This is a genomic window from Agathobaculum sp. NTUH-O15-33, assembly GCF_033193315.1.
Lineage (GTDB): Bacteria > Bacillota > Clostridia > Oscillospirales > Butyricicoccaceae > Agathobaculum > Agathobaculum faecihominis_A.
In genome coordinates, this window is record NZ_CP136187.1 from 3,281,379 (window position 1) to 3,306,219 (window position 24,841).

Consider the following 24,841-nt stretch of genomic DNA (forward strand, 5'->3'; position numbering starts at 1 on the left):
TTATCCCCCCATTTGCCCGCGAGCTCCGAAAAAGGGGATCAGGGGCGCGGGAACGTCCGGATGTTCGCCCAATAGCTTCTCCATCCAAACCATATCGTACCATGTGCCGAATTTGTAGCCGCATTTGTGGAACCTTCCCACGATGGCGTATCCCAAATGCGTATGGAACTGCACGCTGTTTTGGGTCAGGTATGTATCCTCGTGTTCCGGATAGCCGATGCACGCGTTCAGATTCAGGATATGCTGTGCTTTTGATAGTTCCTCCAATGCCCCGTACAGCTTTCGTCCAAGTCCGATCCCTCTTCTGCTCTCTTTCAGATAAATGGAAACCTCCGCCGCCCAGTCGTAAGCCGCCCTGCCGACGAACGCGCCGGTGTAGGCATAGCCCAGTATCTCGCCGTTTTTCTCCGCCACGATGTACGGATACCGCTTAAGCGTGTTCTCTATTCTCTCCTGAAATGCGGCGAGACTCGGCGTCTCATATTCAAACGTAATGGCGGTCTTGCTGACATACGGCGCGTAGATCGCCAGTAGCTGCTCCGCGTCGGCCGTCGTTGCCGCGCGGATACGGATATCGTCGCTTTGCATCTTTTTGTTCTCCCGGTCAGGTGCGGTTGTGGTAAATCTCGAACATCTCTTCAAACGCTAAAATGCAGTAACCGAAAAAGTAATTGGACTGCGCGTTTTCAATATCGAACGGATGGTTGTCCTTAATGACGAAAACCGTGTTGCAAAACTTTTTCAGATCGCTCTGCGGGTTGCCCGTGAACACGATCGTCGGGATCTTGGCCTGCTGGCAAAGCTTGGCCGCCTCGAGTGCAAACGGATTGTTTCCGGATTTCGAGATGATGATCATCGTATCCAGCTTGTGATGGAAATTGCGAACGATGGTGTCGGCCTCTAAATAGTCCTGCGAGATCGCGGTGCACGCGCTGCTGATGAGCTTTTTCTCCAAATATTCCGCAATCAGGCGGGAGTAGCCTTGCCCATGTACGCAGATAAAGCCCTTGCGGTCCAGAATGTCAAAGAAATGCGCTACATCCTTTCTGTCGAAAACAAAATGCATTTCCTCTCGCAGCGCGTCCGGCAGTTGGCCGGACGCGGAGGAAAGCGTGTTTTTAAGCGAGTAGGTCATTTCCTTAAAACCGTCGAAGCCCAGCTTTTTGGATAAACGTATCACCGTCGCGGTCGAGGTGTAGCCCTTTTGGGCCACGCCCCGAATGCCGATTTTGATCGCCTCGTCGATGTGGTTGACGAGGTACTCCATCACTTCGTTTTCCGTCTGCGACAGCTTGACCCCTTTATACAGTTTATCGATTATGGCACGATCGATCATAAAGCCCCTCATATTCCCCGAAAGCGTTAGAAACAGCTGTTAAAATCATTGTAATACACCTTTCGCCGCAATTCAATAGCAAAAGGAAAGAAGGGTCTGCCCGAAAAAGCCAAGACCCTTAGTTATGCCCTTATCCCTTTATCCTCTTCAGTTCAAACCAAAAAATGCTTCCCTGCCCCCATTCGCTCTCCGCGCCAAATTCCGCGCCGTGCGCCTTTAAGATCTCTTTCGAGATGGCTAGCCCTAGTCCAGACCCTTGTTCGTTGCGTTTTTGCTGCTTCAGGGTAAAATATCGTTCCCATATATGTGGCAGATCTTCCGGTGAAATGCCCGCCCCAAAGTCGCGCACTTCGGCGCGCACACCCGCGCCCACGGCTTTTACCGTCACCTGAACTGCCTTGTTTTCTCCGGCATGGCTGACCGCGTTGTCGATTAAATTATACAGCACCCGCGCAAGCTGCCGCCGGTCACCATATACCGCTAATCCCGGCTCCACACGCGCGTCTATGTGATAGCCTCCCCGCGCGCATAGCGGTTCAAATTGCGCAAGGACTTCGCGCGCCGCCACGCTGAGATCGATCGCTTCATACGCGTTCTCCCGCGTGCCCGCTTGCAGGGCGGTATAGTCCAGTATTTCGCCCACCAGCCCGGAAAGCCGGTCCGCTTCGCGAATAATGACGGTTAAATCGGTTTCCCGCTGTTTTTCGTCCTCCCACGATATGTCCCGCACCATTTCGGCATAACCACGGATCATGGTAAGCGGGGTGCGCAGGTCGTGGGATATGTTGGCGAGAAATTCCCGCCGAAAGTTTTCGGTCCTCGCAAGCGTGGCGGCGGTCTGCTCCAACGTGTCCGCCAGCTCGTCCAGCTCGGCGCAAAAGCCCTTTTCAAAGCCGCGCGCAAGCTCCCCTTGCGCCATGTGCCCGGCCTGCGCGGAAAGAACGGCAACCGGCCGCGCAAAGCGCCGCGCGATGAAATACGCGATGATGAACGCAAGCAGCAACGAAGCCGCCGTGATCCAGATGAGCTGCGTGCGCAGGATGGCAACGGTAGCGCCCACAGCGCCGAGCGGCGTGCTGATATAAAGCGCCGACTCCCCAAGCGTCATTCCATACACATAAGCGGAGCCGTTATCGACCGGATAGCCGACCGTCCCGTCCCCACTTTCCTCCAGCCTCTGCAAAAAAACGCCGTACTCCTGCGGCAGGCTTAAATTGCGCTTCGCCCCGATCTGCCAGCCCAGCAATTCCTCGGAGCCACCGTGCTGATCGTCCGTTTGACGCGTCTTGTCCACGCCCGCGTAGGCATGGCTGTGCTCATCGGTGCTGTAAAGGATCGCGCCCCGTCGGTCGGTCAGGAAGATCAGCAAGGAGTTTTCAGAAGCGAGGCTGTCCAAATACCCGCCAAGCTCCGTATCGTCCTGTTGCGCGGCGATCTGTTCAGCCACCGCTTCCACGTTCCGAATCACCATGCCGTTATAAAAGCTTTGCAGGAAGACCGTTTGCAGCAGCCAAAGCGCCGCAAAAACGATCGCGGCGAACAAGGCAAAATAGCGCCAAAGCTTTGCGCCAAAGGCATTACGCTTCCACTTCAAATTTATATCCCACCCCACGCATTGTCACAATGCAGCCGCGGCAAGCCCCCAGCTTTGCCCGCAGCAGCTTGATCTGCCAATCCACCGTCCGTTCTTCCCCGCAGTAATCATATCCCCATACGGCATTCAGGATCGCTTCTCTCGTCAGGACGATCCCTTTGTTTTGGACAAAATACAGCAGCAGGTCGTATTCCTTGGCGGTCAGCTCGGTCTTTGCTCCGCCTACATACACATTCCGCCCCAGCGGATCGATCCATAGCGCGCCCAGCGTGATCGGCTGCTCCGCCGCCGGACCGGCGCAGGGCCGGTGCCGGTCTACGATCACATGGGCCCGCGCCATCAGCTCCTTTGGAGAAAAGGGCTTGACCATATAGTCGTCTATCCCGATCTCAAAGCCGAGCAATTTGTCGTATTCCTCGCCGCGTGCCGAAAGCATCAAAACAGGGATATCCTTTATTTTCTTAATTTGTTTGCAGGCCGTAAAGCCGTCCATATCCGGCATCATAACATCCATAACGATCATGTCGTAATCGTTTTCACGACATAGGGCGACGGCTTCCACACCGTCAGCGGCCCGCGTCGTTTCGTGTCCCTCATGCTCCGCGTACCGGCGAATGAGCTGATAAATATCCGGTTCATCGTCCACGATCAGGATCTTGGCCAATCTTAGCGCCTCCCTTTGCATTTGATATGTTCTATTATACACGAAAACATCAAGCCGGCGCAGCATAAAAACTGTGCCGGCTTGATGTTTTGCCGTTTTATTCGCCAAGAAAGGCATCAATCGCGTCCGCTTGTGCCTGCGTGATCACGCCCGCGTTCAAAAGGTCTTCCACCGAATCGCCGTCCGCGCCGTCCTTTGCATAGCTTGCATAGCGCGCGTGACGTTCCTCCGGCGTCATGTCGGACATATCGCCGCTGTACCTGTCGTGGATCAGGTCGTGCCAGTCGGAAGCATACGCCTCGATCTTGCCGGCCGTCACCTGATCGATCACACCGGCCTCGGCCAGCGTCTCGGCATCCAAATGCCGCGAACCGCCGTACTGCCCGCCGCCAATGCCCTGCGCTTCCAAGTAGGCTTCGCGCTCCGCGTTGCTCGTCAGTCCCGCCGCATGTTCAAACTGCGCATGCCGGGCGCTGTTCTGTTCCTGCCCATACAAGTAGCCATACGCCGTGGCATCCTCCGCCGCGAACGCTGTTACCGCACTGCCCGCCAGCAAAGCGACCGCCAGCACGGAACCCAGAATCGACTGTAGTTTCATTTGTCATACCTCCTCTCCTTTGGTATGGCTCTATGATACCGCACAACCTTGGAAACCCGATGGGCGCTTTTAGGAATTCCTGTGGAATTTTTGTTTCTGCGTGGCTCTCTTACCGTTCCAAATATCGCATCAGCATCGCCGCTGTTTCCGCGCGGGTGGCGTTGCCGGTCGGGTCCAGTACGCCGCCGCCCTTGCCGGAGAGCAGCCCCGCGCCCACGGCCCAACGCACCGGCTCCGCGGCCCAGCCGGAAGGCTGGTCGGCAAACACAGACAGGTCGCCCGCCTTCGCGGTATCCTGCCCCTTGACCTGTGCATAGCGGTACAGGATGGCCGCGAGCTGTTCACGCGTGGCCGGGTCGTTCGGGCCAAACCGGTTGTCGCCATACCCCTTGATAATGCCGTTTTCCGCGGCCCAAACCGCGGCTTCCGCATAGTAAGCGCTCGCCGTCACGTCGATAAAGGGCGCGGCGCCGTTACCGGCAGGCTGGCCCGCCAACCGCCAGAGCATAGCGACGAGCATGGCCCGGCTGGTGCTCTGCGCGGGGCTGAAGCGGTCGCTATCCGTGCCGTTCATCAGGCCCTTTTCATAAACGTACCGAACGCTTTCATAGAACCAATCGCCCGCCTTCACATCCGCAAAGGGGTTCCACGCCGCTTTCTCGTCCTCGGCGCGAAAGCTTGCCGCTATCGCGTGCTCCTTCGTGACCTTTTTTTCGGTGTAGCTTGTCACCGCGCCCACGCTCTTGCCGTCCACCGTCACGTCCGCGATTGCAAAGCCCTCGTTCGGGGTGATCGTAAAGGTCTTGTCGTCGTTCCGGGCCACGCGAACCTTGCCGCTGGGCGAGATCGTACCGCCCTCTCCCGCCGTGGCGGTCAGGGTGTAATAGGTCGTGGACGAACCGCCGCTTCTGGATGGCGTTGGCTCCGCAGTATAGGCGACCGCGTAGGTCGAGAATTTACTGGCGTAAATATGGATGTATCCGTTTTGCGTGTCCGCCCAGAAGGTACCGTCCTCCGGGGTATCGGGCGCGGCATACAAGGCTTTCAGCGCGCCGGCGGGGTCGTCTCCGTGTTTGCGGTAAACCGTCACATCCGTTCTGCCGGTAAACGTATAGGGAACGACCACCTCAAGTACATTCTCTCCGGTATCGGTAATAGCGGAAGCTTCGCCGCCCTCCATTTGCTTGGAAAGGCGCAGATCCAAAAACAGCTCAACGGTCTGCCCCACGGCGATGGCCTTAATAGCCTCCTGCTCCGCAGGCGTTTCCTGCTTGCCCACGTCGAAGGTCACGTTCGCCCCTTCCGTCTCGGCCACAGCGTCCACGCCGCCGACCGCCACGGCGGGCAGACCGGGCGCCACTTCGACAATGCTTTCCTTGTTTGCTCCAGACAGCAAGATGTCTTTCACCACCGGTCCGCTGCCGGTCAACGTCACCATAACGGTCTTAGCGCCTTGAAAGCTCGAAACCACGATGTTATAAACACCGACAGCAGCGCCGTCGAAGTTGTAAGCGCCCTGTTCACCCGTTTGGGTCTCCGCCACGCACGTGCCGCCTTGCTTCAGGCTGACCGTAGCGCCCTTTACCGGGAGTTTGCCGTAGTACACCGTGCCGCTGATCGTGCCCGTCACAGGTTGCGTGCCGCCCGCGTCGACGACGCTGATCGATTGTCCGGAGCAATAAACTACGATCCCGTCATTTCCAGTGATTTCCGAATTTGCTGTCTCCAGCGGCGCGCTGAAGGTCTTGCCCTCGGGTAAGGTAGCCAGCAGCGCCGCCTTGGCCGCCTCCGAATCAGTCAGATTGGTCTCGTAAGTGATACCGCCTGAGCCAAACGTTCCTTCCTCTATGGAGAGCACGGGTTCATCCAGTTCGCCAAACGCTTGCGTCAGGAAACCATGCGCATACAGCCCGCTAAACGTGCCGTTTTTAATCGTCAGCTTGCCGCCCATCTGATAGAGCATCCCTCTGAAAATTCCGTTGCCCGTTATGGTCAGACCGCCCTTGCCCAGAGCCAATCCGCTTGTGCTCACGGTCTTACCGTTCAGGTCGAGCGTCAGACTTAGGGAGGCGGCACCTGCTAAAGTTATTTGCATCTCCTCTGCGCAGTCCTTTTTCTACTCGAATCGTACCCCCGTCCGGCGCGGCGGCAAAGGCCGCAGTCAGCGTGACGTATCCACCCAGCAGTTTACCCTCCGCGTCCAAAACGGATACGTTGTTTGCGCTGCTGTTTAAATCTGTCACCGTACCGTAATTGGTGTTCCCGGTTTGAGCGCCGACGCTCTCGTTTTGGGTATCACCGGCAATACCGCCCACATAGCCGCCGTAGATCTGCCAGTTGGTGCTGCCCCAGAGGTCGCCTACAGAAGTGGTGTTATACGTGACCCCACCGGAAACATCGCCGTTATTTGTGCAATTTGTGATCGTGCCATGGTTGGACCCGGCAATGCCGCCCACATATATCTCAGTAGTGCCCTTGCCCTCGATCATTCCATCATTGGTGCAGCCGGTTATGGTGCCGTTATTTAATCCGGCAATGCCGCCGACACACTGATTATCTCCCTTTGTTTGAATAATGCCGCCGTCAAAGGTGCAATTGCTGATCGTGCCCTCATTTATTCCGGCAATGCCGCCGACCCGGCTGCTGCCACGATATGTGTCAACGACCGTGCCGCTCACTGTCAAATCCTTCACCGTGGCTGATTGTGCCAGATTGCCAAAAAGCCCTGCCGTTCCGTTTTGGGTGTCAACGGCCATGCCCTCAATTTTCTTGTGGTTCCCATCGAACGTACCGGCATACACGCTGTAATAATTGCCGATTGGCGTCCATGGGTAATCACCCAAATCGATATCGTTTTCCAGCGTCACGGTCTTGCCGATGCAGTTATTTTGTTTCTCTGTCACTTGATCCGCGAACCACGCCAAACCGCACGCGGTTTTGATCGTAATATTTGTGTCTTGAGCGATCTCATAATCAGTGCCCTTTTCAGCATTACCCGCCACGGTACTCCACGCCTGCCCCTCGGCAGGCGTTTTGCTCTTGGGTTCCCCCGTATCATCCGCGCCCAGCGCGCGCACCGGCAGCACACCCAGCGCCATGCACAGGGTCAGCCCCAGCGCCAAAGCCCGCCGCGCCACGGTTCCGTACTGCGCGCTACCCTTTGCGTCCAATCTTCCAAGCCATTGTTTTAGCATGTTGTTTTCCTCCTTGCGTATCTTTGCGCCCGACTCATCCATAGCCCCAGACATATCGCCATTGAATTACGATAACCTTATCACGCCGTCCCCCGTCCCATCTGCCGAAAGGATAAACGACGTGTTTTTCGGGACGATCAGCAAAAAAGCCGCCACACGAAACCCTATCCCGGAAAACAACAAAATCCCGTCCAAACATTGGTTTGGACGGGATTTATCTTGGTGAACTGCTTTTACACAAATCCGAACCTTGGAAAAGATCGAAGGAGATGGTTTCACTACCGTCTTTATAATTGAAGATCAAAACGAGTTTATCATCATAAAGATAAAGTGCATTGACAAAGCAGTCGATCAGGCGCTTCTGATAGCCTTTGTCGCTGACATCACCTTGCCGAAATTGCATAAGCCAGAAAACAATCTGCTCACGGGTGAGCACGGTCCGCCGAAGCGATTCGTGCGCAATATCGGCCTCTAATTGTGATTTCCGCTGCTCAAGTTCGCCAAGCCGTTCTTTGGTTGCAGGCGTAAACAGCCCTTGCTCAATGGCGCTTAGCAGGTGCTTTAGGCGGGAATCAACATCTTTTAAATCAGCATTCAGCTTTGGCAATGTCGTGTTTTCCTGCGCCAGAGCCGTTATTACTGCATCTGCGATACGGGCGATCACATCATCACACATAACGAGAGACACGGTTTGCTGCACAATGAGCTTCTCTATCCAGTTCTTGTGAACAGTCTTTTTGTAACAGTGCTTACCGCGTTTTCTTCCCATGCATTTATAGTAGTAATGGATTACGCCTGTATGGCTTTTTCCACTTTCACCCGCCATCGCCTTACCGCACAGTCCACAAAATAGTTTACCCGTCAGCAAGTACTCTTCTTTGGCTTTCGTGTGCGCAGGCGCACGTTTGTTTTTTTCAAGCCGTTTTTGCGCACGGTTAAAAAGCACAGGTTCGATAACCGCGGGAACGCCATTCGGTATCATCACATCACCATAATGGTATTCGCCGATATAGTGACGGTTACGTAAAAGACTATGTAAGCTATTTTTGTTAAATTTGCAGCCGCGCGCACTGGTCAAGCCACGTGCGTTGAGAGAATTGGTAATCAGAGCAGCAGATTCGCCATCAGCGTAGCGAGTGAAAATTTCTTGTACAATGGGAGCGGTCACGGGATCGATCTGATAGTGTCCATCCGTATCGATTTGATAACCGAGCGCAAGTGCACCACCATTCCAACGACATTTTTTTGCATTATCGTGCTGCCCACGTCGAATTTTCTGCGCAAGTTCCGCTGAATAGTATTCAGCCATACCCTCAAGCAAGGATTCAAGCAGAATTCCGTCAGGACCGTCCGAAATGGCTTCGGTTGCAGAAATAAGCTTTACGCCGTTTTTTTGCAGGATATGCCTATAATGAGCCGAATCAAATCGGTTTCGCGCAAAACGATCCAGCTTCCAAACTAAAACGGTATCGAAATGTCCCTGCGCGCTGTCCGCTATCAACTGCTGAAAAGAAGGCCGCGCATCTGTCTTGGCGGAAAAGGCGCGATCTGTGTACTCTTTGATGACGCACATATCGTGCTGCTTCGCATAAGCATAGCATTCACGCAACTGTCCCTCAATCGATTCTTCGCGTTGCTTGTCCGAGGAATAACGCGCGTATATCACGACTTTTTCGCCCATATTTTCACGTCCTTTGTGTTGTTTCATCCAACCAATGACGAAAGCTTTCTACTGTAATTTCACCATTGTAGCATTTTCTCCGCATGGCCCTTGCTTCTTTTCCCCAGTTCTTTACTTTGGGAGCAAGGTGCTTTAACTGCCGCTTGCGAGAATCCATGCGGCGATAAGCTTTCAAATAAAGCTGCTGGATTTCGTCGTCCTTATGCAACGCTTCAAAACGTAGTGTTGCACCAATTTCAGAGCACCGCTTGCCGCTTTCAGTAAAGCGGTCGCAGTATTCCGTGTCCGAACGACCGCGTGGAGAAAACCAACGTCCGCAATGCAGGCAGCGTTTAACGACAGAATTTGACATGGCCAACATAAAAATATCGAATGCAATGAGATCGGTCACGCGCGTCAACGCATAGGCCGGAAGCAGGTGCGTCTGTCCGGCAGACAGCGCTTCGGCTTGCTCATCTTTGTCTCTGCCCGCAAGCAACTTGTCCGGCTGAACGGTAAAGGCGAAGCCGCCGGGGGGCGCGCAGTGATGCAACTCGGAAGTCCCCAGTAAATAGTACCGCTGCAGACAAGTGTTATTGGGGTATTGCTCGCGCGAGGCTTCAAAGAGCTTATCTAGATCTTCACGCAACCGCCGCTGAGCCGTTAGCATTGCGTCCAACACGATTCGACCGATCCATAGCTTCCAATCGGACGGGATTGTAAGCTCTGCGTGAAATACTTTGGCATCGGGCAGCACATTACGTAAATAATTTAGAGCCGCATAAAAGTCCTCGTATTGTTGAGCTGCACGCACAGTTTGCGCAAACAGAAAAAGATAAACATTTAGTTTGGCATGTATATGCGCAGATGCGTCAATCCACGCCTGAAGCTCATCCGAATGTGAAAATGTGCATTCTTCCATCGTCATACTGTCAAATATAGCGCGCAATCCTTCTGCGTCCATATATGCATACTCCAATAGCGATGCGCCGGGTGCGAAGACAACTTGTATGGGTTCACGCAGCAACTGAAAATCCGGCAATAGGTTTAGCAACAATTCTTTGCTTGCAAGCACATGAACGTAACCGATTTGCATGATATGACTCTCCTCGTTTTATTTGTTTAACGATTATTGCTTGATTATATATCAATACTCGTGACATGTCAATCCCTTTCTGCTATGATTAGAACAGAAAAACGGAGAGGAGGTGCGTGCCGTGGAGATGGATACCAAAGAGCATATCCCAGATGATGTGATCGCATCGCTGGCACGCGCCGCCGCGCCCGCAATCCTTGCCTATTTCAGCACCGATGCCGGATGTGCAGATTATACCGCATGGCGGCAAATGCGCAGCGTTACAAACCCTACCGAAACGGCATAACGCCCGCCGCCCGCTCCTGTTCCGATCTGCAACCACATTGCGTTGCGGATCGGGACAGGAGCAGGTATATAGCGAGGAACGCAAGTGGCTAGCCACTTGCCCCTCGTTGGGGACACCCCAAACCCCGGCAGAGGTCGCGCGCGTCCCCTGCACCCCTCGGAAAGGAGGTACGGTGAAATGACCGATCCACTCAAAACACAGCCAAAGCGCGTTCGCAGCGAGCAACTCGCCTTTCGCCTGACCCCAGAGGAAAAGGCCCGGTGGGATGCCGTCTGCGCGCGCAGCGGTATTTCAAATGCGGCGCTGCTCATGCGGCTGATTGACGGCAATCGAATTATTGTTTTGGACTTACAAGCAGTCTTAGGTGAACTGCGCCGCCAAGGAAATAATCTCAATCAGGCCGTGCGTCACATGCACCAGTGCTCCTCAGGGACGGAGCGTGAGTTGCTCGCTGCACTCCAAGAGAACCGAGAATGCAGTCGACAGCTCATGCAGCTGCTTTCAAAAGGAACGCCGTCCAGAAAGAAGGAACTGTAATGCCGCTTTTCAAATGCACCGCCTGTAAATCCACGCCGTATAAGGTAGTCAAATATGTACTTGATAAACAAAAAGTTGGCGCGATCAGCTCTCAATACTTAGACGATAACCGCAGTTACGCCCACCAGTTTACGGAAACAGTGCGCGCATGGGGCAAACTGCCCACCTATGAAAGCCGGAAGTACTACCATGCAAAATTATCCTTTGACTCTGGAGATAACCCAGAAAACGGTGGAAAGCTGACGATAGCTCTTGCGGATAAAATCGCCCGGCGTTTGGCGAGGCGCTTCTGGCCGGGACACGAAGTGGTCATTGTAACGCACATTGATAGGACACACATCCATGTGCATTTTATTGTCAATGCCGTCAGTATCAAAACCGGGAAGATGCTGCACATCAGCGATAAAGATTATCGCTTTCAAAAGGACTACGTCAACCAATTTGCGGAAAAATGCGGTCTGTCCGCGTTGGATTGGCGCGAAGCTACTCGCAAGAAGCGAGAGAAAGAACGCACCGACTCAACAAAGGACGCACAAACCATCGCAGAAGAGCGCATCCGCGCACGCGGCGGGGAATGCTGGAAGGATGGGCTGCGTGCAATCATTGATGAAGCCAAGCAAGGTGCTACAGACCGCAAGGCGTTTGAACAAACGCTTGCGCAAAACGAGGTCGTTCTGTCCCGCAACACGGCACAGACGATATCCTATATCTACAAAAATCACAAGGCGGTGCGCGGCAATAAGCTGGGCGATGCCTATACGCCGCAAGCGGTGGATATCGCGCTCCATGAGAATTCACGGTGCGTGCAGGCCGAGCAGGTGCCGGTGCGCAAGCCGGGACTTGGGGATTTGATCGGCGCGGCAGAAAGCAAGAAAACGGCGCGCGAAGCAAGCCGCTTAACCCGCCGCCAGAAGATCGAACAGGAGCGTTAGCGCAGCTGACTGCGCAGCGATTCAGCGTTGGGCAGTTGCCCTTCGTTGACGAGGAAGAGCAAGACGGCGCGGGCCATGTGTTCCGCGGGCGGGGAATCGCCTGCTAGCGGGCGGTAGCGCTGCCGGAAGCGTCGCGGCGTGTAGCGGGCGGCTTGGAGCACACAGCGAAAGCTATCCGGCGGCAGCGCGGCGAGACGCAGCAGATTGCCGAAGGTTTGATCATCCGGGTTACATTCGTACTGTAAAAACGTCAGGGATGCGAGCGAGCGCACCTTGCACACGCGCAGCTCACCCGGGCCAGCCTCCGGGTTCACCCCCGCGTAGCAGAACATCAGTCGTGCGGCGAGCGAGCAGATATGATCCGTCTGTTCGGCGCGTGTGCTCTCGCCGAGCGGCAGCACGCAGGGGGTATCCCCGCACAGCGCACGGCAGCGCAGCTTGTCCAGTAAACGATCCACCAGTTCTATACGGTTCTCAACCACGCTTACGTCCACGCGATCCGCCCCCTTCCAATTGCTCGACGGTGATGCGAATGCTCTTGCTCTCCGACATATCGAACAGCTGGCTTGCGATCAGCTGTTCCAGCCATCCGCGCAGACCACGCGCGCCCGTACTGGTTTCGTGGGCGAGTTCAGCTAATTTCGCGGCGGCGGCGGGCTCTAAGGTGAGATCTATGCCGAGCTGACTGAAAAACGCGCCGTACTGAGCCGCTACTGAGCCGTCTGCTTCCGTCAGGATGCGTACGAGGTCGGGAGCGCCCAGCGGAAGAATCGGTGCAAGCACTGAGATTCTGCCAATCAGCTCTGGTTCAACGCCGTAGGTCATGAAATCAGCGGAAACGGCCTGCGTAATCAAGTTTTTCGTGTTTTCCTGCGCCTTGCCGAGCGGCTGACTGCCGAAACCGATCGCGCGCTCACCGCTGTGCAGCCGCGTGGAGATCACCTCGTCCAGCCCGGGAAACGCACCCGCGAAGATGAAAAGCAGGCCGGACACGTCAAGCTCTGCAGTTTCCTGCTTGTTTTCCACCGTCACCACGCCGCCCTCCAGCATCGTCAAAAAGGCGTGCTGCGTACCGCGCTGGTACGCCTGCCGGTCGCCGCCGCCGTGCGCGGACAGCTTGTCAAACTCGTCCACGAACACGACCGCGTGTTCTGCTTGGCTGCGGGTTTTGGCGGCGTGCAGTACATTGAAAACAATCTCCTGCACATCACGCCCCTTATAGCCGGTTTCAGAGAACGTTGTCGCGTCCACGCGGACGAAGGGCACGTCCAGCAGCTTTGCTGCGCATTGCGCGAGATAGGTCTTGCCGCAACCGGTCGGGCCGTATAGCAGCACATGCGCGGGTGGTACAGCGGTGTTGCCGCGCAGCCGCTGCGCGTGCTTCCAAAGCGCGACGGACAGCGCCTTCTTCGCTTCTCTCTGACCGATGACCGACTTGTCCAACTCCTCCGCGAATTCACGCGGGGTTTGGGGAGCGGACATGGCTGGCTGCACTGCAGCTGGAACGGGCTTAGCGGAAAAACAGCGCAGCGCGGTTTCTGCGCAGGACTTGCACAGATAGATGTCTTTTCCACACTCCACTAGATTACCCATACCCGGCAATGCTGCCACCTTGCAGACCGCGCACTGCTTGGGACGGCGCGCGCGGCTCATATCGCCGCCTGCTTTCCTCGATGCGTCTTTTCGTAGGCGGATTCGAGGTATTTCTCCGGAATACCGTCCAGCAAGCACAGGCGCAGAGTTTCGGACACCTCGGTGTCGTGATCAAAGGCGTAGGCCTTCAAAGCGGCGATGAGCACGTTGTTTAAGTAGTAGGTGCGCCGGATCATATCCGCTTCAGCGTATTTATGCACGCGGTCTATAGGCAAATCGAGACCAGCGACAGCCTGTAGGATCATCTCGCGGCTAATGCTGCTGAGCTGGGACAGGCTGCCGTTGAACAGGCCGCGCGTACCAAGCAGATTCATGAGCGCCTGCTCGTTGGCGAGCGCGATCTCTTTGCTCGGCGAATGGTACAGAAAAGCCACATCAAATGAAACACGCGCAGCGTGCGTGCTCATGCGGTGCGCCACATCAGCAGTGTAGCCGACATAGAAGGGCAGCAGTCCCATGTCATCGTCCAGCGCACAGAGCACATAGTTGTAAAATGGCGCATCCTGCGTGTCCAGAAACGACAATAACGAGCTGTTGTCCTTAACACTGTCGCGCTCAATACTGCAAATGTAGCGGGCACCGTCCAGCTTTTCGGGTAGATGCATGAATTCCTTAATAGTCATTATTTGTTCCTCCTCACACATTTTGAAACAATATAGTGTATGATGTTTCGCTATGGTGTTATCATACACCATAGCGAAACACATGTCAACACTATAATAAATAATTTTATTTGGATTTGAATATATTGTTTCAGTATGGTATTCTATAATAAAAGAGGTGGCGTAAATGACAAGCGAGAATATTCGTAATGAAGTAAAAGCCTATATCGCCCAAAGCGGCTGGACATTAACCGATATTGTAAAAGAGTGGAACGCACGGCACAGCGAGCAAACCACAACACAGAATATATCCAATAAGCTTTCTCGCGGAACGATTAAATACAGCGAGATCAAAGAAATCGCAGATATTATCGGATATCAGATACAGTGGACACAAAAGTAAAAAATGGAACAAATGTAATCGTCAAAGGCACGGATGATGGCGGTTGCATCGAGGTATATTCCTCCTTAAAGCATTTATTTATTGTGGTGGAATGTCACTTAACCATCAAAAATACCATAGAGCATGCCAAAGCGCATAACGCAAAATAGTAAGAAGTCTCGACGAAAACTCGTCGAGACTTCTTACTATTCCGGCAATTCATCTGTGATAGTAAACAACTCGTTCGGCGTACATTTCAGTAATCGGCAGATCGTTTCGATATTTTCATACCGAATGGATGCCGTTTGGTTATTTACCATGCGGCTAAAATTCTGATAGCTCATTCCGAGTTGCTTATACAGCCAATACTTTGTATGCCCGGCCTGCTCTAAAAGTGGTAACACATTCAAACGAATCATATCCAACCTCCACAATGCCTAATGTAATAATTAGATATTATGCGAGGTTTATACTTGACATATAGACTTTTACATCAGATAATGTAATCATTGGATACAGCATTAACAGAACGTGCTCTCACAAATGAAAGGGGATAATACAAATGAAAAGAAATTACTTAATTAAACGGATCGTGTGCATGACTGCGGTAACATTGCTCATTAGTACGCTCACCTTTTCGGCGACAGCGGCTTCGCTATTTGTACGTACAATCAATGCACAGTTTGGCGTGAGCATCAAATTAAACGGCAAAAACTTTATCCCGACAGACGTGAACGGCAAAACGGCCGAACCCATGATCGTTAATGGCACGACCTATCTACCGGTGCGTGCCGTCGCCGAGGCGGCCGGCTTCCACGTTGACTGGAATGGGGAAACGTATACGGTCAGCTTAAGCAACCGCGAGGATGGCGAGTGGATAGCTGTGGATAGCGAGTGGATTCGAGATATGAACAAAGCGGATTTTCTTGGCGTAACCACTTATCTTTGTGACTTTACCACAGATGTCTCATTACTCAAAAAATTGAGCGGACAAGATTATGTTTCAGGATTTGCTTTCAGTGACACATATGCTAGAAATCAGGGCTGCTCTATCGCCTTGCCAATCAAAAAGAATTACCACAATATTCGCTTTGAAATTGCGGAGGTATATGTCGCAACAGCTGTTGATGGAGAAATCACGAAGCTGTCCATCACAGATAGCGACACTAATGTCGTATACAAGCAGTGTGAGCTTTTGGCAGGAAACAATATTATTGAAGCAGATATCAGCGGCGCAGAGCGTATCACTATCAGCATAGATCCTTCGGATACCGAGCGAAAGAATTGGACAGCTGACTCCGCCAGCACATTTGCCCTTGGCAATATGCAGCTACGATAAAGCAGTCTTACGGGAGAAATAAAGTGAATTGCTATCATCATGAAGATCGCGTTGCTGTTGGGACTTGTCAAGTATGCGGCAAAGCATTATGTAAGGAATGCGCAGGCAAGCATACTCCTTGTTTGTGCGATGAGTGTTTTGATGCTTGTCAGACAACGCTCGCAGCAGCAAAAGCACAAGCCAAAAAAGATGCAATTATTGATACGCATGCGGAGTTTGTAGGTGCACTTTTAAAGGGCCTGCTCGGCGCCGTTGGACTCACCGCGCTGTTCGGACTGTTGGGTGGCGGCAATATTATGCAAATAGCCCCTATGGGGATCGGTTTTTTCTTTGTTCCATTTGGTTGGGCAGTGCTCACTTATATTGAACAATGGCTCCCCGCATTTTTGATGGATGGCATCGTATTCTTGTTTTACCTTGTAGTCAAATTGATGCTTTCGATGTTTCTTGGTATACCTTGTTTCTTGTATCAAATCATTAAATACATCTATAAATTAGTCAAGAGAGCAAAGGACTAAACAAGTATACAACTATTAAGTTTCGTAATGCTGCGTATAGGTATCTCGATCGCATTCCCTTTTGTGCCTTGCCGCGCAGTTAGAAAGGAATATCATAACTATGAAAAGGTCTATTTTTAAGTTGTCGGTGAGCATGTGCATGATAAGCATGTTTCTAGTGATGATAAGCTCTGCCGCCTACAATGATGTGCCCGCGTCGCATTGGGCCTATGCCTCTATTGAGGCAATGACGCAAAAGGGAGTTATGAAGGGCGCAGGCGATAACCTATTCAAGCCAGAAAATGCACTGACTCGCGCGGAATTTATTACCGTGGTGACCCGCGCGATACTTTCTGATCAGATTGATGCCGTCGTGAAAGAGACTTGGTATGCTGCGAATTACAAGGTCGCTTTAGATGCCGAACTGATTCGAGAGGACGAAACGCCGGACACCGTTAGATTTATGTCCGGTAACATCACCCGTTATGAAATGGCACGGCTTTTGGTGCGTGCTGATAAAATGTCAACAAAAACCCCGCGCTCACGGCGGATCAATCGACTATTACTGATTATATGGAGATCCCTATTCCGTATCGCTATTTTGTGGAACAAGCCTACGCCAAAGGGCTTTTGACAGGAGATGGATTTGGCAGATTCTGTGGCAGCGAAAATATGACCCGCGCGCAGGCGGCGGTGGTTGTAGAGCGACTACTGAAGTCGGCGGAAACTAAACCGCCCTATGATCGAGATGAATTTTTAACGGATTATCAGCGCGTGGCAAATCTCGCATGGGTATATCCGACTCGTATGCCCGAGCTCGGAGAGCATACAGAGCAGGATCTGGCCTTTATGGATGCGTGGTTTCCAAGGCTAGAGTTTGTAAACCATACCATGCACTATCGACTTCTTGATGCCGAAACACAAAAGCCGCTTTCCTATGCCACCCTTTATATTTGGGCATATGATAATGCTGATATTGATAATGTATATTTTGTCATGCCAATTAGATCAGATAAGAACGGTGAAATCACCTTCACTCTAAAACGCAAACCCACCGAGTCTATTTCGTATCTGCTATGCGGTGCTGACCGTTGGGAGAAAAGCAACTGGAGCACAAATGTAACCGTAGGTGGAGTGAAATATGAGGGTGGTTTACAGGGCGTTGGTTTAGCAACCAAAGGCAACGAGGTTATAGAGTTGCTGTTCAGTCCAGAATTGACCTAAGCGTAGTATAAATTCTTTGAACCAAAGCGCAGATGGCTTTTGTCTGCTGTAGAGTTAAAAGTGTTGGAAAACTGCAGAGACTAGATGCATAACAAGGAAATCGAATCTCTGCATTTGTTCTATTATTAATAATTTGAAACCACTATAAAATTATTAGAGTGCAAGAGTCAACTGATACTTGTGCTGAACACCAAATAATGATACCCCAAAACATCCCCTGATCGACTGGCAATCGCTCAATCAGAGAAACTGGACTACAAGGTAACGCCAGCGGAGCCGTACCGCCCCACGACAGGTGGTTGCATTTATCCCATGCGGTGCGCTTCACTTTCCGCAGCATTGCCAGCGATAGGACGTCTCTGGGGCTTTCAAACACGGCCAGCAGGCCGCTTGACGGGTCGGAGGACAGGAGGCAGAAGTTAAACCGCTTATCGCTTCCCTGCACGTCGGCCTTGAAGTTGCCCATCGTCCCGCGCATACAGGCAAACCGGTCCTTTCCGGTCTTGTCTTTCCCTACAAACACGCAGTTGTGGTAATTCCTGCTTTCGTAGAAGATACCGGCTTTCATGCCCCGGCTGATGATCTCTGAATCAATCCCCCGGCGCTGTAAGTGCGACACGGCGGCGGTGGCGCAGCGATTGGCTTCCGACAGTACAAAGGCCCTCGACTGTTCCGGGGGCCTTGTTACCGGCTGGAAAAAAACAGGGGCGCTTTCTCCGCACGGCGTCCACAAACTCCATGCCCCGCACCTTGATAAGACAGTCACGCGCCATCTTACCACCAAAGCCCTGCGTCGTCCAGTTCCATCTTCCGATACTGATAACAAGGTTGTCATGGGTCTTTGTCCGGTATGCCTTGTCCGTGGGTCGCTTCTTTGTCAGCTCCCCCAGCTCGTAGGCTTGCAGATACGAAAGCAAATCCCACTGGTTCTCCCGGTCTATCGGTTCCCTTGTCACTCCGGGCATAGGCAAAACCTACTTTTACCGGCTGGAAGAAAGAAGCGGGGCGCTCCTGTCCAGCCGTTGATAGGCACAAAAAAGGACGGCCTTTTTATCAGTCGTCCCATAAGTACAGCATATTTAATTAACCTTTTTCCAGCAGGTAAGCTCTTTACCAGCTGGTAGAAAGAGGGGGTGCAGGGGGAGAAAACACTGGCTTTCCCCGTCTGCTTGTAAATGGGCGCACTTTCCCCCTTATAATGAAACTATCGGTTTTATGCGCCGTCCTGCTCGGCCTTGTAGTCCTCTATGGCGTCGTCATGGTCCAGCAGGAATGAAAAAAGGAAGTACCCCCGCGCTTCCGGGTGACCGGATAGCTGTTCCACATCTTCCGGGAACGGCAGGCCCAGCACACCGTACAGCGTCCGCAGCGCTTCCAGCATTTCGGTTTCCCGTCCGTCTGCGTAAAGACCGGACAAGAGCGTATATATTTGGTCGGTCGTGTCCGTGTCACCATTCGTGACCGTCCAGAGCATTTCCACAAACGGCGGGGTATGCGCCCCGGAAATCAGGTTGATCTTGTCCTTGACAATCTCCCCGGGCGGTCACAATACCCCCTTATCAATCAATTCTTGCATGTCTGTTTGCCTCCTTTTTCGTGTTGCCCGTGGTGCCCAACCTTACAAAAACACGTTATTAGGAGCCTTGACACGATATTGTGGGATTTTGAGAAAAAGCCCATTTCATGAGGGTTTGCGGGGCTTATTTATGAGAAGTCCCGCCGCCTTTTGCCGGGTTATTCCGGTATCAGACAATAAAAAATCTATCCCTATAATAATACAGAGACCATATATCCCTGTTTCGGGGACATCTGGCCTCTGTATATAAACTTAGTAGGCGCTACTTTAGATCCATTGCTTTTAAATACTCACTTAAGCGATACAACATAGTTGCCACTTCGGCGCGCGAAGCGTTAGCCTGCGGATTCAACTTATTATCTGAACCTTGCATAATTTTATTTTGTACCGCCCACTTCATGGCGTCATTTGACCACGACGATATCGTAGCTGCATCTTCAAATGCGCTTACAGATGAGCCACTGATATCCGGCACCTGTATAACACAAATAAATCTATATAGTATGGTCGCAAGCTGCTCACGTGTAATAGATGCATTGGGCACAAACAGATTATTTCCCATGCCATCAACAATTTGATTGACAGAAGCCCACTCAACAGCTTGACTATACCAAGTACCTGACGGGACGTCATCAAAACCTGTGTGATTAAACAGTGGTGTTCCTGACAAGCGGTGAAGGACTGTGACCAACATTGCACGCGTCATCGGTTGCTCAGCGCCAAACGTGGTTTCTGTCATTCCGTTAAATAACTTAGATGCTACCGCAAAAGCTACAGCATCATGATACCATGCGCTTGATGATACATCTTCAAATGATTTTTTGCTGTTTACATCCACGGTCTTTGGCAGTGAAATATTCGCAATAATTTGTTCGGAAGCGTTTTTACAAAGAATCATCCTATTCCCATTTGATTCATCTGTAATGCTCACCGTGAAATGGTTGTCTAACTGTTTTAAATATGTCACAGCACCGGTCTTGGGGTCAGTACTTACGGATATGGAACCTGCAGGCTTTTCTTCGGCCGGTCTCGATATGCCTGCGCCCCCGCCGCCTCCGCCGCCACTATTTCCGGAAGAGGATTGTCCCAATACCGTAATAGCCATTTGGCTTGCTGTCGCACTATCGGCCATTCTGGCAGTAATAATCACATACCCTGCCGAAACCGCTGTGACCACTCCACTCGCACTTACTGTGGCAACATTAGGGTTACTAGACTCATAAAGAATCGTGCTAGCTTGCGCATAAGCAGGCGTGGCCGTAGCTTTTAAAGCGAACGTTTCACCAACTGACACTCCATTATTGGGAGTATCCATCGTAATTGCGAAAGCTTTCAGTGCGGGGATCGCTGCACCCGTAAAACATTTCAAACGACTTCCATCTGTCTTATCGACCAATATATCAATTTGTCGATCTCCCAAGAATTCATTTCCGAAATAGATAACGGAAGAAAATTCACCTGTGGATATATTGGGCGAAACCTTGTATGTCGCGGTATTTTCGCGCCCACGCAATCCAATATACACATTTGAAAGTTCTGTGGGGTCTGTTGCCTTGCCATTAATCAACAACCGATTGCCTTCATTAATCACACTCGTTAACTGATAATCTGATGAGCTAACTTCGCTATACTCTCCGGTACTGATAGCTACTGTTGAGGTTGGATGAAATTCTCCTAACCACTGCTGTTCTGCTATGCAGTCATAATCACTAGGCATTTCCGTCACATCAAGTCTTTCCGCACGATAAATTGAAGCGTTATAGCTGATATCAGCGTTGCCATCCACCGAAAGCGTCCATATAGGTTTTCCATTAGCGTACTCAAATACGCGACAACGGGTAGTTGTACCCGTCCCCATCGTATCTGTTGCAACACCGTTGGAATCACGAATAATGCCGCCAAAATTCAGAAGGTAATGCTCCGAACCCAAATAGTCGACATCCCCGATATAGGTGGTATACGTGTCACTTCCGTTCTCCTTACCATACTGCCAAACTTGAGAGACTGTCTTGTGGTTTTCATCAACATGGTAAATTACCGCGCGAGAATAGTTTTGACTGGCCTGTACGCTGCCGGCAACTGTTTTTGAGCGATAGTCGCCATTATCGTACAACATGATATTGCCATCTGGCAAAAACATTGGCGCGTGCTGGCCATATTGCCATTCAAACTCTTCACCAACAGGCGTTAACAAATACTGCTGTAAATGCTCAGGCACGGTATTATGATCCCCAAGTATCCAGCGAATCTGTTTCGTTTCCGCATCTAGCTTGATAACCATATTTTGATGGCGGCTGGAAATTAAAAGTGCGTCCTCGCTTTCCAGATAGTCCACACAGTTATTGTGGAACCAGTTGGAATAGTTGTCTGTTCCATACGTCTCATTGGCAGCCAGCCCTTGCCCCAGAATATCCTGCATATCCCAGTTTCTCACGACACCACCGGTTTTCGGATCTATTTCTTCAATGTAGTCGTTGATCGTTGACTTACCAGCTTTACTCATGGAAAAGATATAGTTACCGTTGGCGATCTCTTTCGCTTCGTGGTGCATAACACCATCTGTATTATACTGACGGTAAACACGTCCAAGCAAATCAATTTCGTCAATGCCAATGGTACTGAAGATCACATTATTTCGAGTCAGGCTCTCTACAAGAAAATGGCCGTTAGATAATTGATGCAGGCCGTAATCCCCGACTTTCTTTGTCAGATACCAGCGCACATCTCCGTTTAAGTCCACCGCAAAAGGATGGCAATCTCCATTGGGCATACAAAATGTCAGTCCGGATGCCGCCTGTGAAAGATCGGATTCCGTAGTGTCAACGCTAAGAGTCGGTAGTTTTCCGTCCACAGCAGCGTGCGTGGCCAAAGATATCGTACCGGTTTTCGTCTTCCCATTATCGTCGGTTGCTTGCAGTATCACATTTGTCAAGTCGTTGTAATAAAGGCCAACGATAGGAATGAAGTGCAGCCGCCTCTTGCCATCAATATCATATGTTAAAGTCGTTCTGTCATCTTTTCCCTGCACCGTGACAGTAACATGGGCTGGAGCATCTGTCTCAAAAGCTGCTAGTGCCGTAAGGGGTGATATCCCGTAGGGATCCATTTTTATGTAGGGATTATCTATCGTTTTCCCTTCACTCATTGTATCTAGTTGACGCATCAGCGCCGTAGTGTACGCCGCATCAGGCATCGATGTACTGTAAGTTCCAGAGTTGTCTTGGCCTTTTACAAAATAGTATGGTAATTCTGTGTATGCAGTTTGTCGACCAGCCTCAACTTGCAGGCCAAGAGTATAACGACCATCTGGTAAATCAGTCGTATCAATCGTTTTGTCGTTAAAGCCATACCGATATCCATCTGGCACTTGTTCTTCATCAGGTATCATACCAGAACGTGTTTGCAGCTTTATCTTATAGGAGGCTGTTAGCCCATTTGCTACCAAAAAAGTTTCCCGATTCTGATTTTTTACCTCTGGCATATATGCCCATCCGGAAGCAGTAACTTTCCCATCTTTTTGCATAGAAATATCATTTAACTTATAGCGTATTTCACGATTATCTGTCGGAGATGTCCACGTTTTCCATGTCTCTTTTCCCTCAAAAATCGCCATCCCTGCGGTTCCTAATGCAGGTTCAGCAATAGACGAAAAATCTTTGTTTGATATGAAATGTGCCCGATAAGTGTATTCACTCGGGAATGACCATGTACACGCGACTTGCCCTGTGGGTGACACCTCTACAATTTTTGATCCGCCGCCAAAATCAAGCATACCAAAGCATCCAAGATACATATCTGTATCTTGGCCAATAATATATTGCGCACCTCCATAATAGTAGGAAGAAAGCGATGGCTGTGCGTCTTTACCCCAATCAAATATTTGCTCTATTGTGCGCTTTTCATTATCCACTCTGTAGTGCACAATACGGCTATAAAAGTCTTCCTTATTGGTAAGTCCATCATACCAGCCATAAACGCCCCGCTCTTGGCCATTATCAAAGAGCGTAAAGTCATCTGTATTCGGATTATTGTCCAGATCCGGAAGCGGGGCAATTTCATGTTGTGAGTAAAACCACTCAAAATTATCATCATTTTCTTTTGGAAGTACAATTTTTTCAGTAATATCCTTTTGAATCGCATATATACCTTGCTCGTTTTTACCACTTGCAGGCGTTGCTACCCATTCGATTTCCTTTGTTTGATAATCCATTTTCATCAACATGTGTTGGTTGCGGAAAGATAAATATAGTTTCCCTTGGTCAAATGATATGGTGTTCGGATGGAGCCAATCTCCCAAAGAACGACGCATTTCAAGTGTGTCTACAGTAGAATCCAAAACGTCTTCAGGATTAAAATACAGAGAACTTTCTCCTGTACTTAAATCGATTTGTCGAATTGTTCCGCCGCCCCAGTAGAGCATTTCCCCATTATCTGTTAACGCAGCATCATGATGTGCCGGCTCAATCCACGAAAAAGTGTGTAGAACTTTACCAACCCATGACAAATGAAATATCTGCGCATGAGTTGAATATTGGTCCGTGGAAAACCAAATACCATCACTTGCTGACACCTGATCAATGCCTGAAGGATCATGATGCGTAGTCATGGACGAATACCAGCGAACCTGCCCCTGTTTATCAACAAGCATACGATAGAAACCCGCAATATATGTAAAACCATTATCCAGTGCAGACTCTTCTGCAGAAGTTTCAAAATCAGCCATATCAGCTGGCAATGCCGATGTTTGAATCGTGAATGTTTTTTCCTGATTTTCCGCTGCTATAACAACCCGATTGGCATATTCTGGATACATGCCAATAATCGGCACTTCGTGATGTGTTTCAGGCTCAGATATTTGGTATGTAAAATCCGAAGCGTTATTCTTGCCTTTAATAGTTACCGTTATGTCGCTTTCATCTTCTGTTTCAAATATTGCCAAAGCGCTCAGTGGCGCTGTACCATATGGATCAATAATAATCAACGAATTTTCCAGCGTTGCCTGTCCACTGGTCTCATACGATGACAAAATATACTGTTCCATTTCCGACTGCTGCTCTACAATATTCGGTGCAATCGGCAACTTGGATATCCCCGATCCATATGGTTCAGAAACGATCATTTCACTTGAAACAACCCATCCTTGTGTAGAATCCTTTAAATACTGTTCCGAAATTTCAAAACATACTGTACCCCTTTGCGAGATCAGCAGCTCATTATCAGAAGGAAAGGCTGTATATCCATGGTTAATTAGGAAAACATCATTTGCCATGCGCTCGTAGTTTTCACCTTTTATCTGAAGTGTCAGCATCGAGATATTCAGTGCATCCGCTAAAATGTTCTTTTTACTAGCGCTCAGTGTGACGACGGCAAAAATTTTCCCCGAGGATGGAGTATTATGGTGCTCAATGACATCCTTAGTTCCGTCATAATTAGTTACCTCCTCTTTAGTCGCCAAATCACTACATAATATAATTTGCTCAATATCAATTTCCCAAGATGTTGCGTTTTTTTCTGAAGCAACTGCAGTTGGCAGAACCCCAATGAACATACATAAAATAACAACAGCCGCTTCAAGTCTTTTCCTCATGATACTCCCCCACTTTTTAATGCTTGATCCACATTGATTTTCCAAGCATTTTTCTACTTCACATTACATGTTTCCAATCCACAG

25 protein-coding genes are annotated in these 24,841 nt (G+C 50.7%); 8 read left to right on the forward strand and 17 right to left on the reverse strand.

Translation table 11 applies throughout. The features are described 5' to 3' along the window. The 9 genes from RWV98_RS15995 to RWV98_RS16035 all read right to left on the reverse strand — a co-directional run bounded on the left by RWV98_RS15995 (position 1) and on the right by RWV98_RS16035 (position 10,142). Complete coding sequence (locus tag RWV98_RS15995) at positions 1 to 588, reverse strand: GNAT family N-acetyltransferase (protein WP_317862004.1); 588 nt, start codon at positions 586 to 588, stop codon at positions 1 to 3. 16 nt (positions 589 to 604) lie between these two features. After that, positions 605 to 1,336, reverse strand: a complete 732-nt coding sequence (locus tag RWV98_RS16000; protein ID WP_280962896.1) for a MurR/RpiR family transcriptional regulator — start codon at positions 1,334 to 1,336, stop codon at positions 605 to 607. A 130-nt stretch (positions 1,337 to 1,466) separates the two neighbouring features. Further along, a complete protein-coding gene (locus RWV98_RS16005) occupies positions 1,467 to 2,930 on the reverse strand; it encodes a sensor histidine kinase (protein WP_317862005.1) in 1,464 nt (487 codons plus the stop codon). After that, complete coding sequence (locus tag RWV98_RS16010; protein WP_317862007.1) at positions 2,914 to 3,594, reverse strand: response regulator transcription factor; 681 nt, start codon at positions 3,592 to 3,594, stop codon at positions 2,914 to 2,916. Before RWV98_RS16010 ends, RWV98_RS16005 begins: the two co-directional genes overlap by 17 nt. A gap of 97 nt (positions 3,595 to 3,691) precedes the next feature. Continuing rightward, positions 3,692 to 4,192: a hypothetical protein gene (locus tag RWV98_RS16015; protein ID WP_317862009.1), complete on the reverse strand. Its 501-nt coding sequence runs from the start codon at positions 4,190 to 4,192 to the stop codon at positions 3,692 to 3,694. 109 nt (positions 4,193 to 4,301) lie between these two features. Next, the gene (locus tag RWV98_RS16020) at positions 4,302 to 6,287 is read right to left on the reverse strand and encodes an S-layer homology domain-containing protein (RefSeq protein ID WP_317862011.1); all 1,986 of its coding nucleotides are present in this window, start codon (positions 6,285 to 6,287) and stop codon (positions 4,302 to 4,304) included. Next, entirely contained in the window at positions 6,229 to 7,386 is a 1,158-nt protein-coding gene (locus RWV98_RS16025) for a GLUG motif-containing protein (RefSeq protein WP_317862013.1), read from the reverse strand. The genes RWV98_RS16020 and RWV98_RS16025 overlap by 59 nt, the downstream gene beginning before the upstream one ends. A gap of 214 nt (positions 7,387 to 7,600) precedes the next feature. Further along, positions 7,601 to 9,067 (reverse strand): recombinase family protein, encoded by a 1,467-nt coding sequence (locus RWV98_RS16030; RefSeq protein WP_317862014.1) that lies wholly within the window; start codon positions 9,065 to 9,067, stop codon positions 7,601 to 7,603. 4 nt (positions 9,068 to 9,071) lie between these two features. Then, positions 9,072 to 10,142, reverse strand: a complete 1,071-nt coding sequence (locus tag RWV98_RS16035; protein ID WP_317862016.1) for a DUF6076 domain-containing protein — start codon at positions 10,140 to 10,142, stop codon at positions 9,072 to 9,074. Positions 10,143 to 10,263: 121 nt separating this feature from the next. Between RWV98_RS16035 and RWV98_RS16040 the strand changes: the two genes are divergently transcribed. The 3 genes from RWV98_RS16040 to RWV98_RS16050 all read left to right on the forward strand — a co-directional run bounded on the left by RWV98_RS16040 (position 10,264) and on the right by RWV98_RS16050 (position 11,897). Then, the gene (locus RWV98_RS16040) at positions 10,264 to 10,428 is read left to right on the forward strand and encodes a hypothetical protein (RefSeq protein ID WP_317862017.1); all 165 of its coding nucleotides are present in this window, start codon (positions 10,264 to 10,266) and stop codon (positions 10,426 to 10,428) included. 177 nt (positions 10,429 to 10,605) lie between these two features. Further along, a complete protein-coding gene (locus tag RWV98_RS16045; RefSeq protein ID WP_317862019.1) occupies positions 10,606 to 10,965 on the forward strand; it encodes a plasmid mobilization protein in 360 nt (119 codons plus the stop codon). Next, positions 10,902 to 11,897: a relaxase/mobilization nuclease domain-containing protein gene (locus tag RWV98_RS16050; protein WP_317862021.1), complete on the forward strand. Its 996-nt coding sequence runs from the start codon at positions 10,902 to 10,904 to the stop codon at positions 11,895 to 11,897. The genes RWV98_RS16045 and RWV98_RS16050 overlap by 64 nt, the downstream gene beginning before the upstream one ends. On the opposite strand, the gene RWV98_RS16055 is transcribed toward RWV98_RS16050, so the two are convergent. The 3 genes from RWV98_RS16055 to RWV98_RS16065 are packed head-to-tail and all read right to left on the reverse strand — an operon-like array spanning position 11,894 to position 14,173. Continuing rightward, entirely contained in the window at positions 11,894 to 12,391 is a 498-nt protein-coding gene (locus RWV98_RS16055) for a hypothetical protein (protein WP_317862022.1), read from the reverse strand. The genes RWV98_RS16050 and RWV98_RS16055 overlap by 4 nt on opposite strands. Then, positions 12,372 to 13,490: an AAA family ATPase gene (locus RWV98_RS16060; RefSeq protein ID WP_317862024.1), complete on the reverse strand. Its 1,119-nt coding sequence runs from the start codon at positions 13,488 to 13,490 to the stop codon at positions 12,372 to 12,374. Before RWV98_RS16060 ends, RWV98_RS16055 begins: the two co-directional genes overlap by 20 nt. 56 nt (positions 13,491 to 13,546) lie before the next feature. After that, the gene (locus RWV98_RS16065; RefSeq protein WP_317862026.1) at positions 13,547 to 14,173 is read right to left on the reverse strand and encodes a hypothetical protein; all 627 of its coding nucleotides are present in this window, start codon (positions 14,171 to 14,173) and stop codon (positions 13,547 to 13,549) included. Between the two features lie 166 nt (positions 14,174 to 14,339). Here RWV98_RS16065 and RWV98_RS16070 point away from each other — a divergent pair, with 166 nt between their 5' ends. Beyond that, entirely contained in the window at positions 14,340 to 14,555 is a 216-nt protein-coding gene (locus tag RWV98_RS16070) for an LLM class flavin-dependent oxidoreductase (protein WP_280962883.1), read from the forward strand. Between the two features lie 185 nt (positions 14,556 to 14,740). On the opposite strand, the gene RWV98_RS16075 is transcribed toward RWV98_RS16070, so the two are convergent. Then, positions 14,741 to 14,953: a helix-turn-helix domain-containing protein gene (locus RWV98_RS16075; protein WP_280962882.1), complete on the reverse strand. Its 213-nt coding sequence runs from the start codon at positions 14,951 to 14,953 to the stop codon at positions 14,741 to 14,743. A gap of 143 nt (positions 14,954 to 15,096) precedes the next feature. Between RWV98_RS16075 and RWV98_RS16080 the strand changes: the two genes are divergently transcribed. From RWV98_RS16080 to RWV98_RS16095, 4 genes are all read left to right on the forward strand, one after another. After that, positions 15,097 to 15,873 (forward strand): stalk domain-containing protein, encoded by a 777-nt coding sequence (locus tag RWV98_RS16080; RefSeq protein ID WP_317862029.1) that lies wholly within the window; start codon positions 15,097 to 15,099, stop codon positions 15,871 to 15,873. A 23-nt stretch (positions 15,874 to 15,896) separates the two neighbouring features. Continuing rightward, positions 15,897 to 16,391 carry a hypothetical protein gene (locus tag RWV98_RS16085; RefSeq protein WP_317862031.1) on the forward strand — a complete coding sequence of 165 codons (495 nt, stop codon included), beginning with the start codon at positions 15,897 to 15,899 and terminating at the stop codon, positions 16,389 to 16,391. Between the two features lie 100 nt (positions 16,392 to 16,491). Next, positions 16,492 to 17,004: an S-layer homology domain-containing protein gene (locus RWV98_RS16090; protein ID WP_317862033.1), complete on the forward strand. Its 513-nt coding sequence runs from the start codon at positions 16,492 to 16,494 to the stop codon at positions 17,002 to 17,004. Positions 17,005 to 17,042: 38 nt separating this feature from the next. Next, positions 17,043 to 17,594, forward strand: a complete 552-nt coding sequence (locus tag RWV98_RS16095) for a hypothetical protein (RefSeq protein WP_317862035.1) — start codon at positions 17,043 to 17,045, stop codon at positions 17,592 to 17,594. A gap of 142 nt (positions 17,595 to 17,736) precedes the next feature. On the opposite strand, the gene RWV98_RS16100 is transcribed toward RWV98_RS16095, so the two are convergent. The 4 genes from RWV98_RS16100 to RWV98_RS16115 all read right to left on the reverse strand — a co-directional run bounded on the left by RWV98_RS16100 (position 17,737) and on the right by RWV98_RS16115 (position 24,757). Next, complete coding sequence (locus RWV98_RS16100) at positions 17,737 to 18,162, reverse strand: DUF3991 domain-containing protein (protein WP_317862036.1); 426 nt, start codon at positions 18,160 to 18,162, stop codon at positions 17,737 to 17,739. A gap of 22 nt (positions 18,163 to 18,184) precedes the next feature. After that, complete coding sequence (locus tag RWV98_RS16105) at positions 18,185 to 18,559, reverse strand: hypothetical protein (RefSeq protein ID WP_317862038.1); 375 nt, start codon at positions 18,557 to 18,559, stop codon at positions 18,185 to 18,187. Positions 18,560 to 18,807: 248 nt separating this feature from the next. Then, positions 18,808 to 19,074, reverse strand: coding sequence for a hypothetical protein (locus RWV98_RS16110; RefSeq protein ID WP_317862040.1), 267 nt, complete (start codon positions 19,072 to 19,074; stop codon positions 18,808 to 18,810). Between the two features lie 358 nt (positions 19,075 to 19,432). Beyond that, on the reverse strand, positions 19,433 to 24,757 hold the full coding sequence (locus RWV98_RS16115) for an aryl-sulfate sulfotransferase (RefSeq protein WP_317862042.1): 5,325 nt from the start codon (positions 24,755 to 24,757) through the stop codon (positions 19,433 to 19,435). Between the last annotated feature and the right edge of the window lie 84 nt (positions 24,758 to 24,841).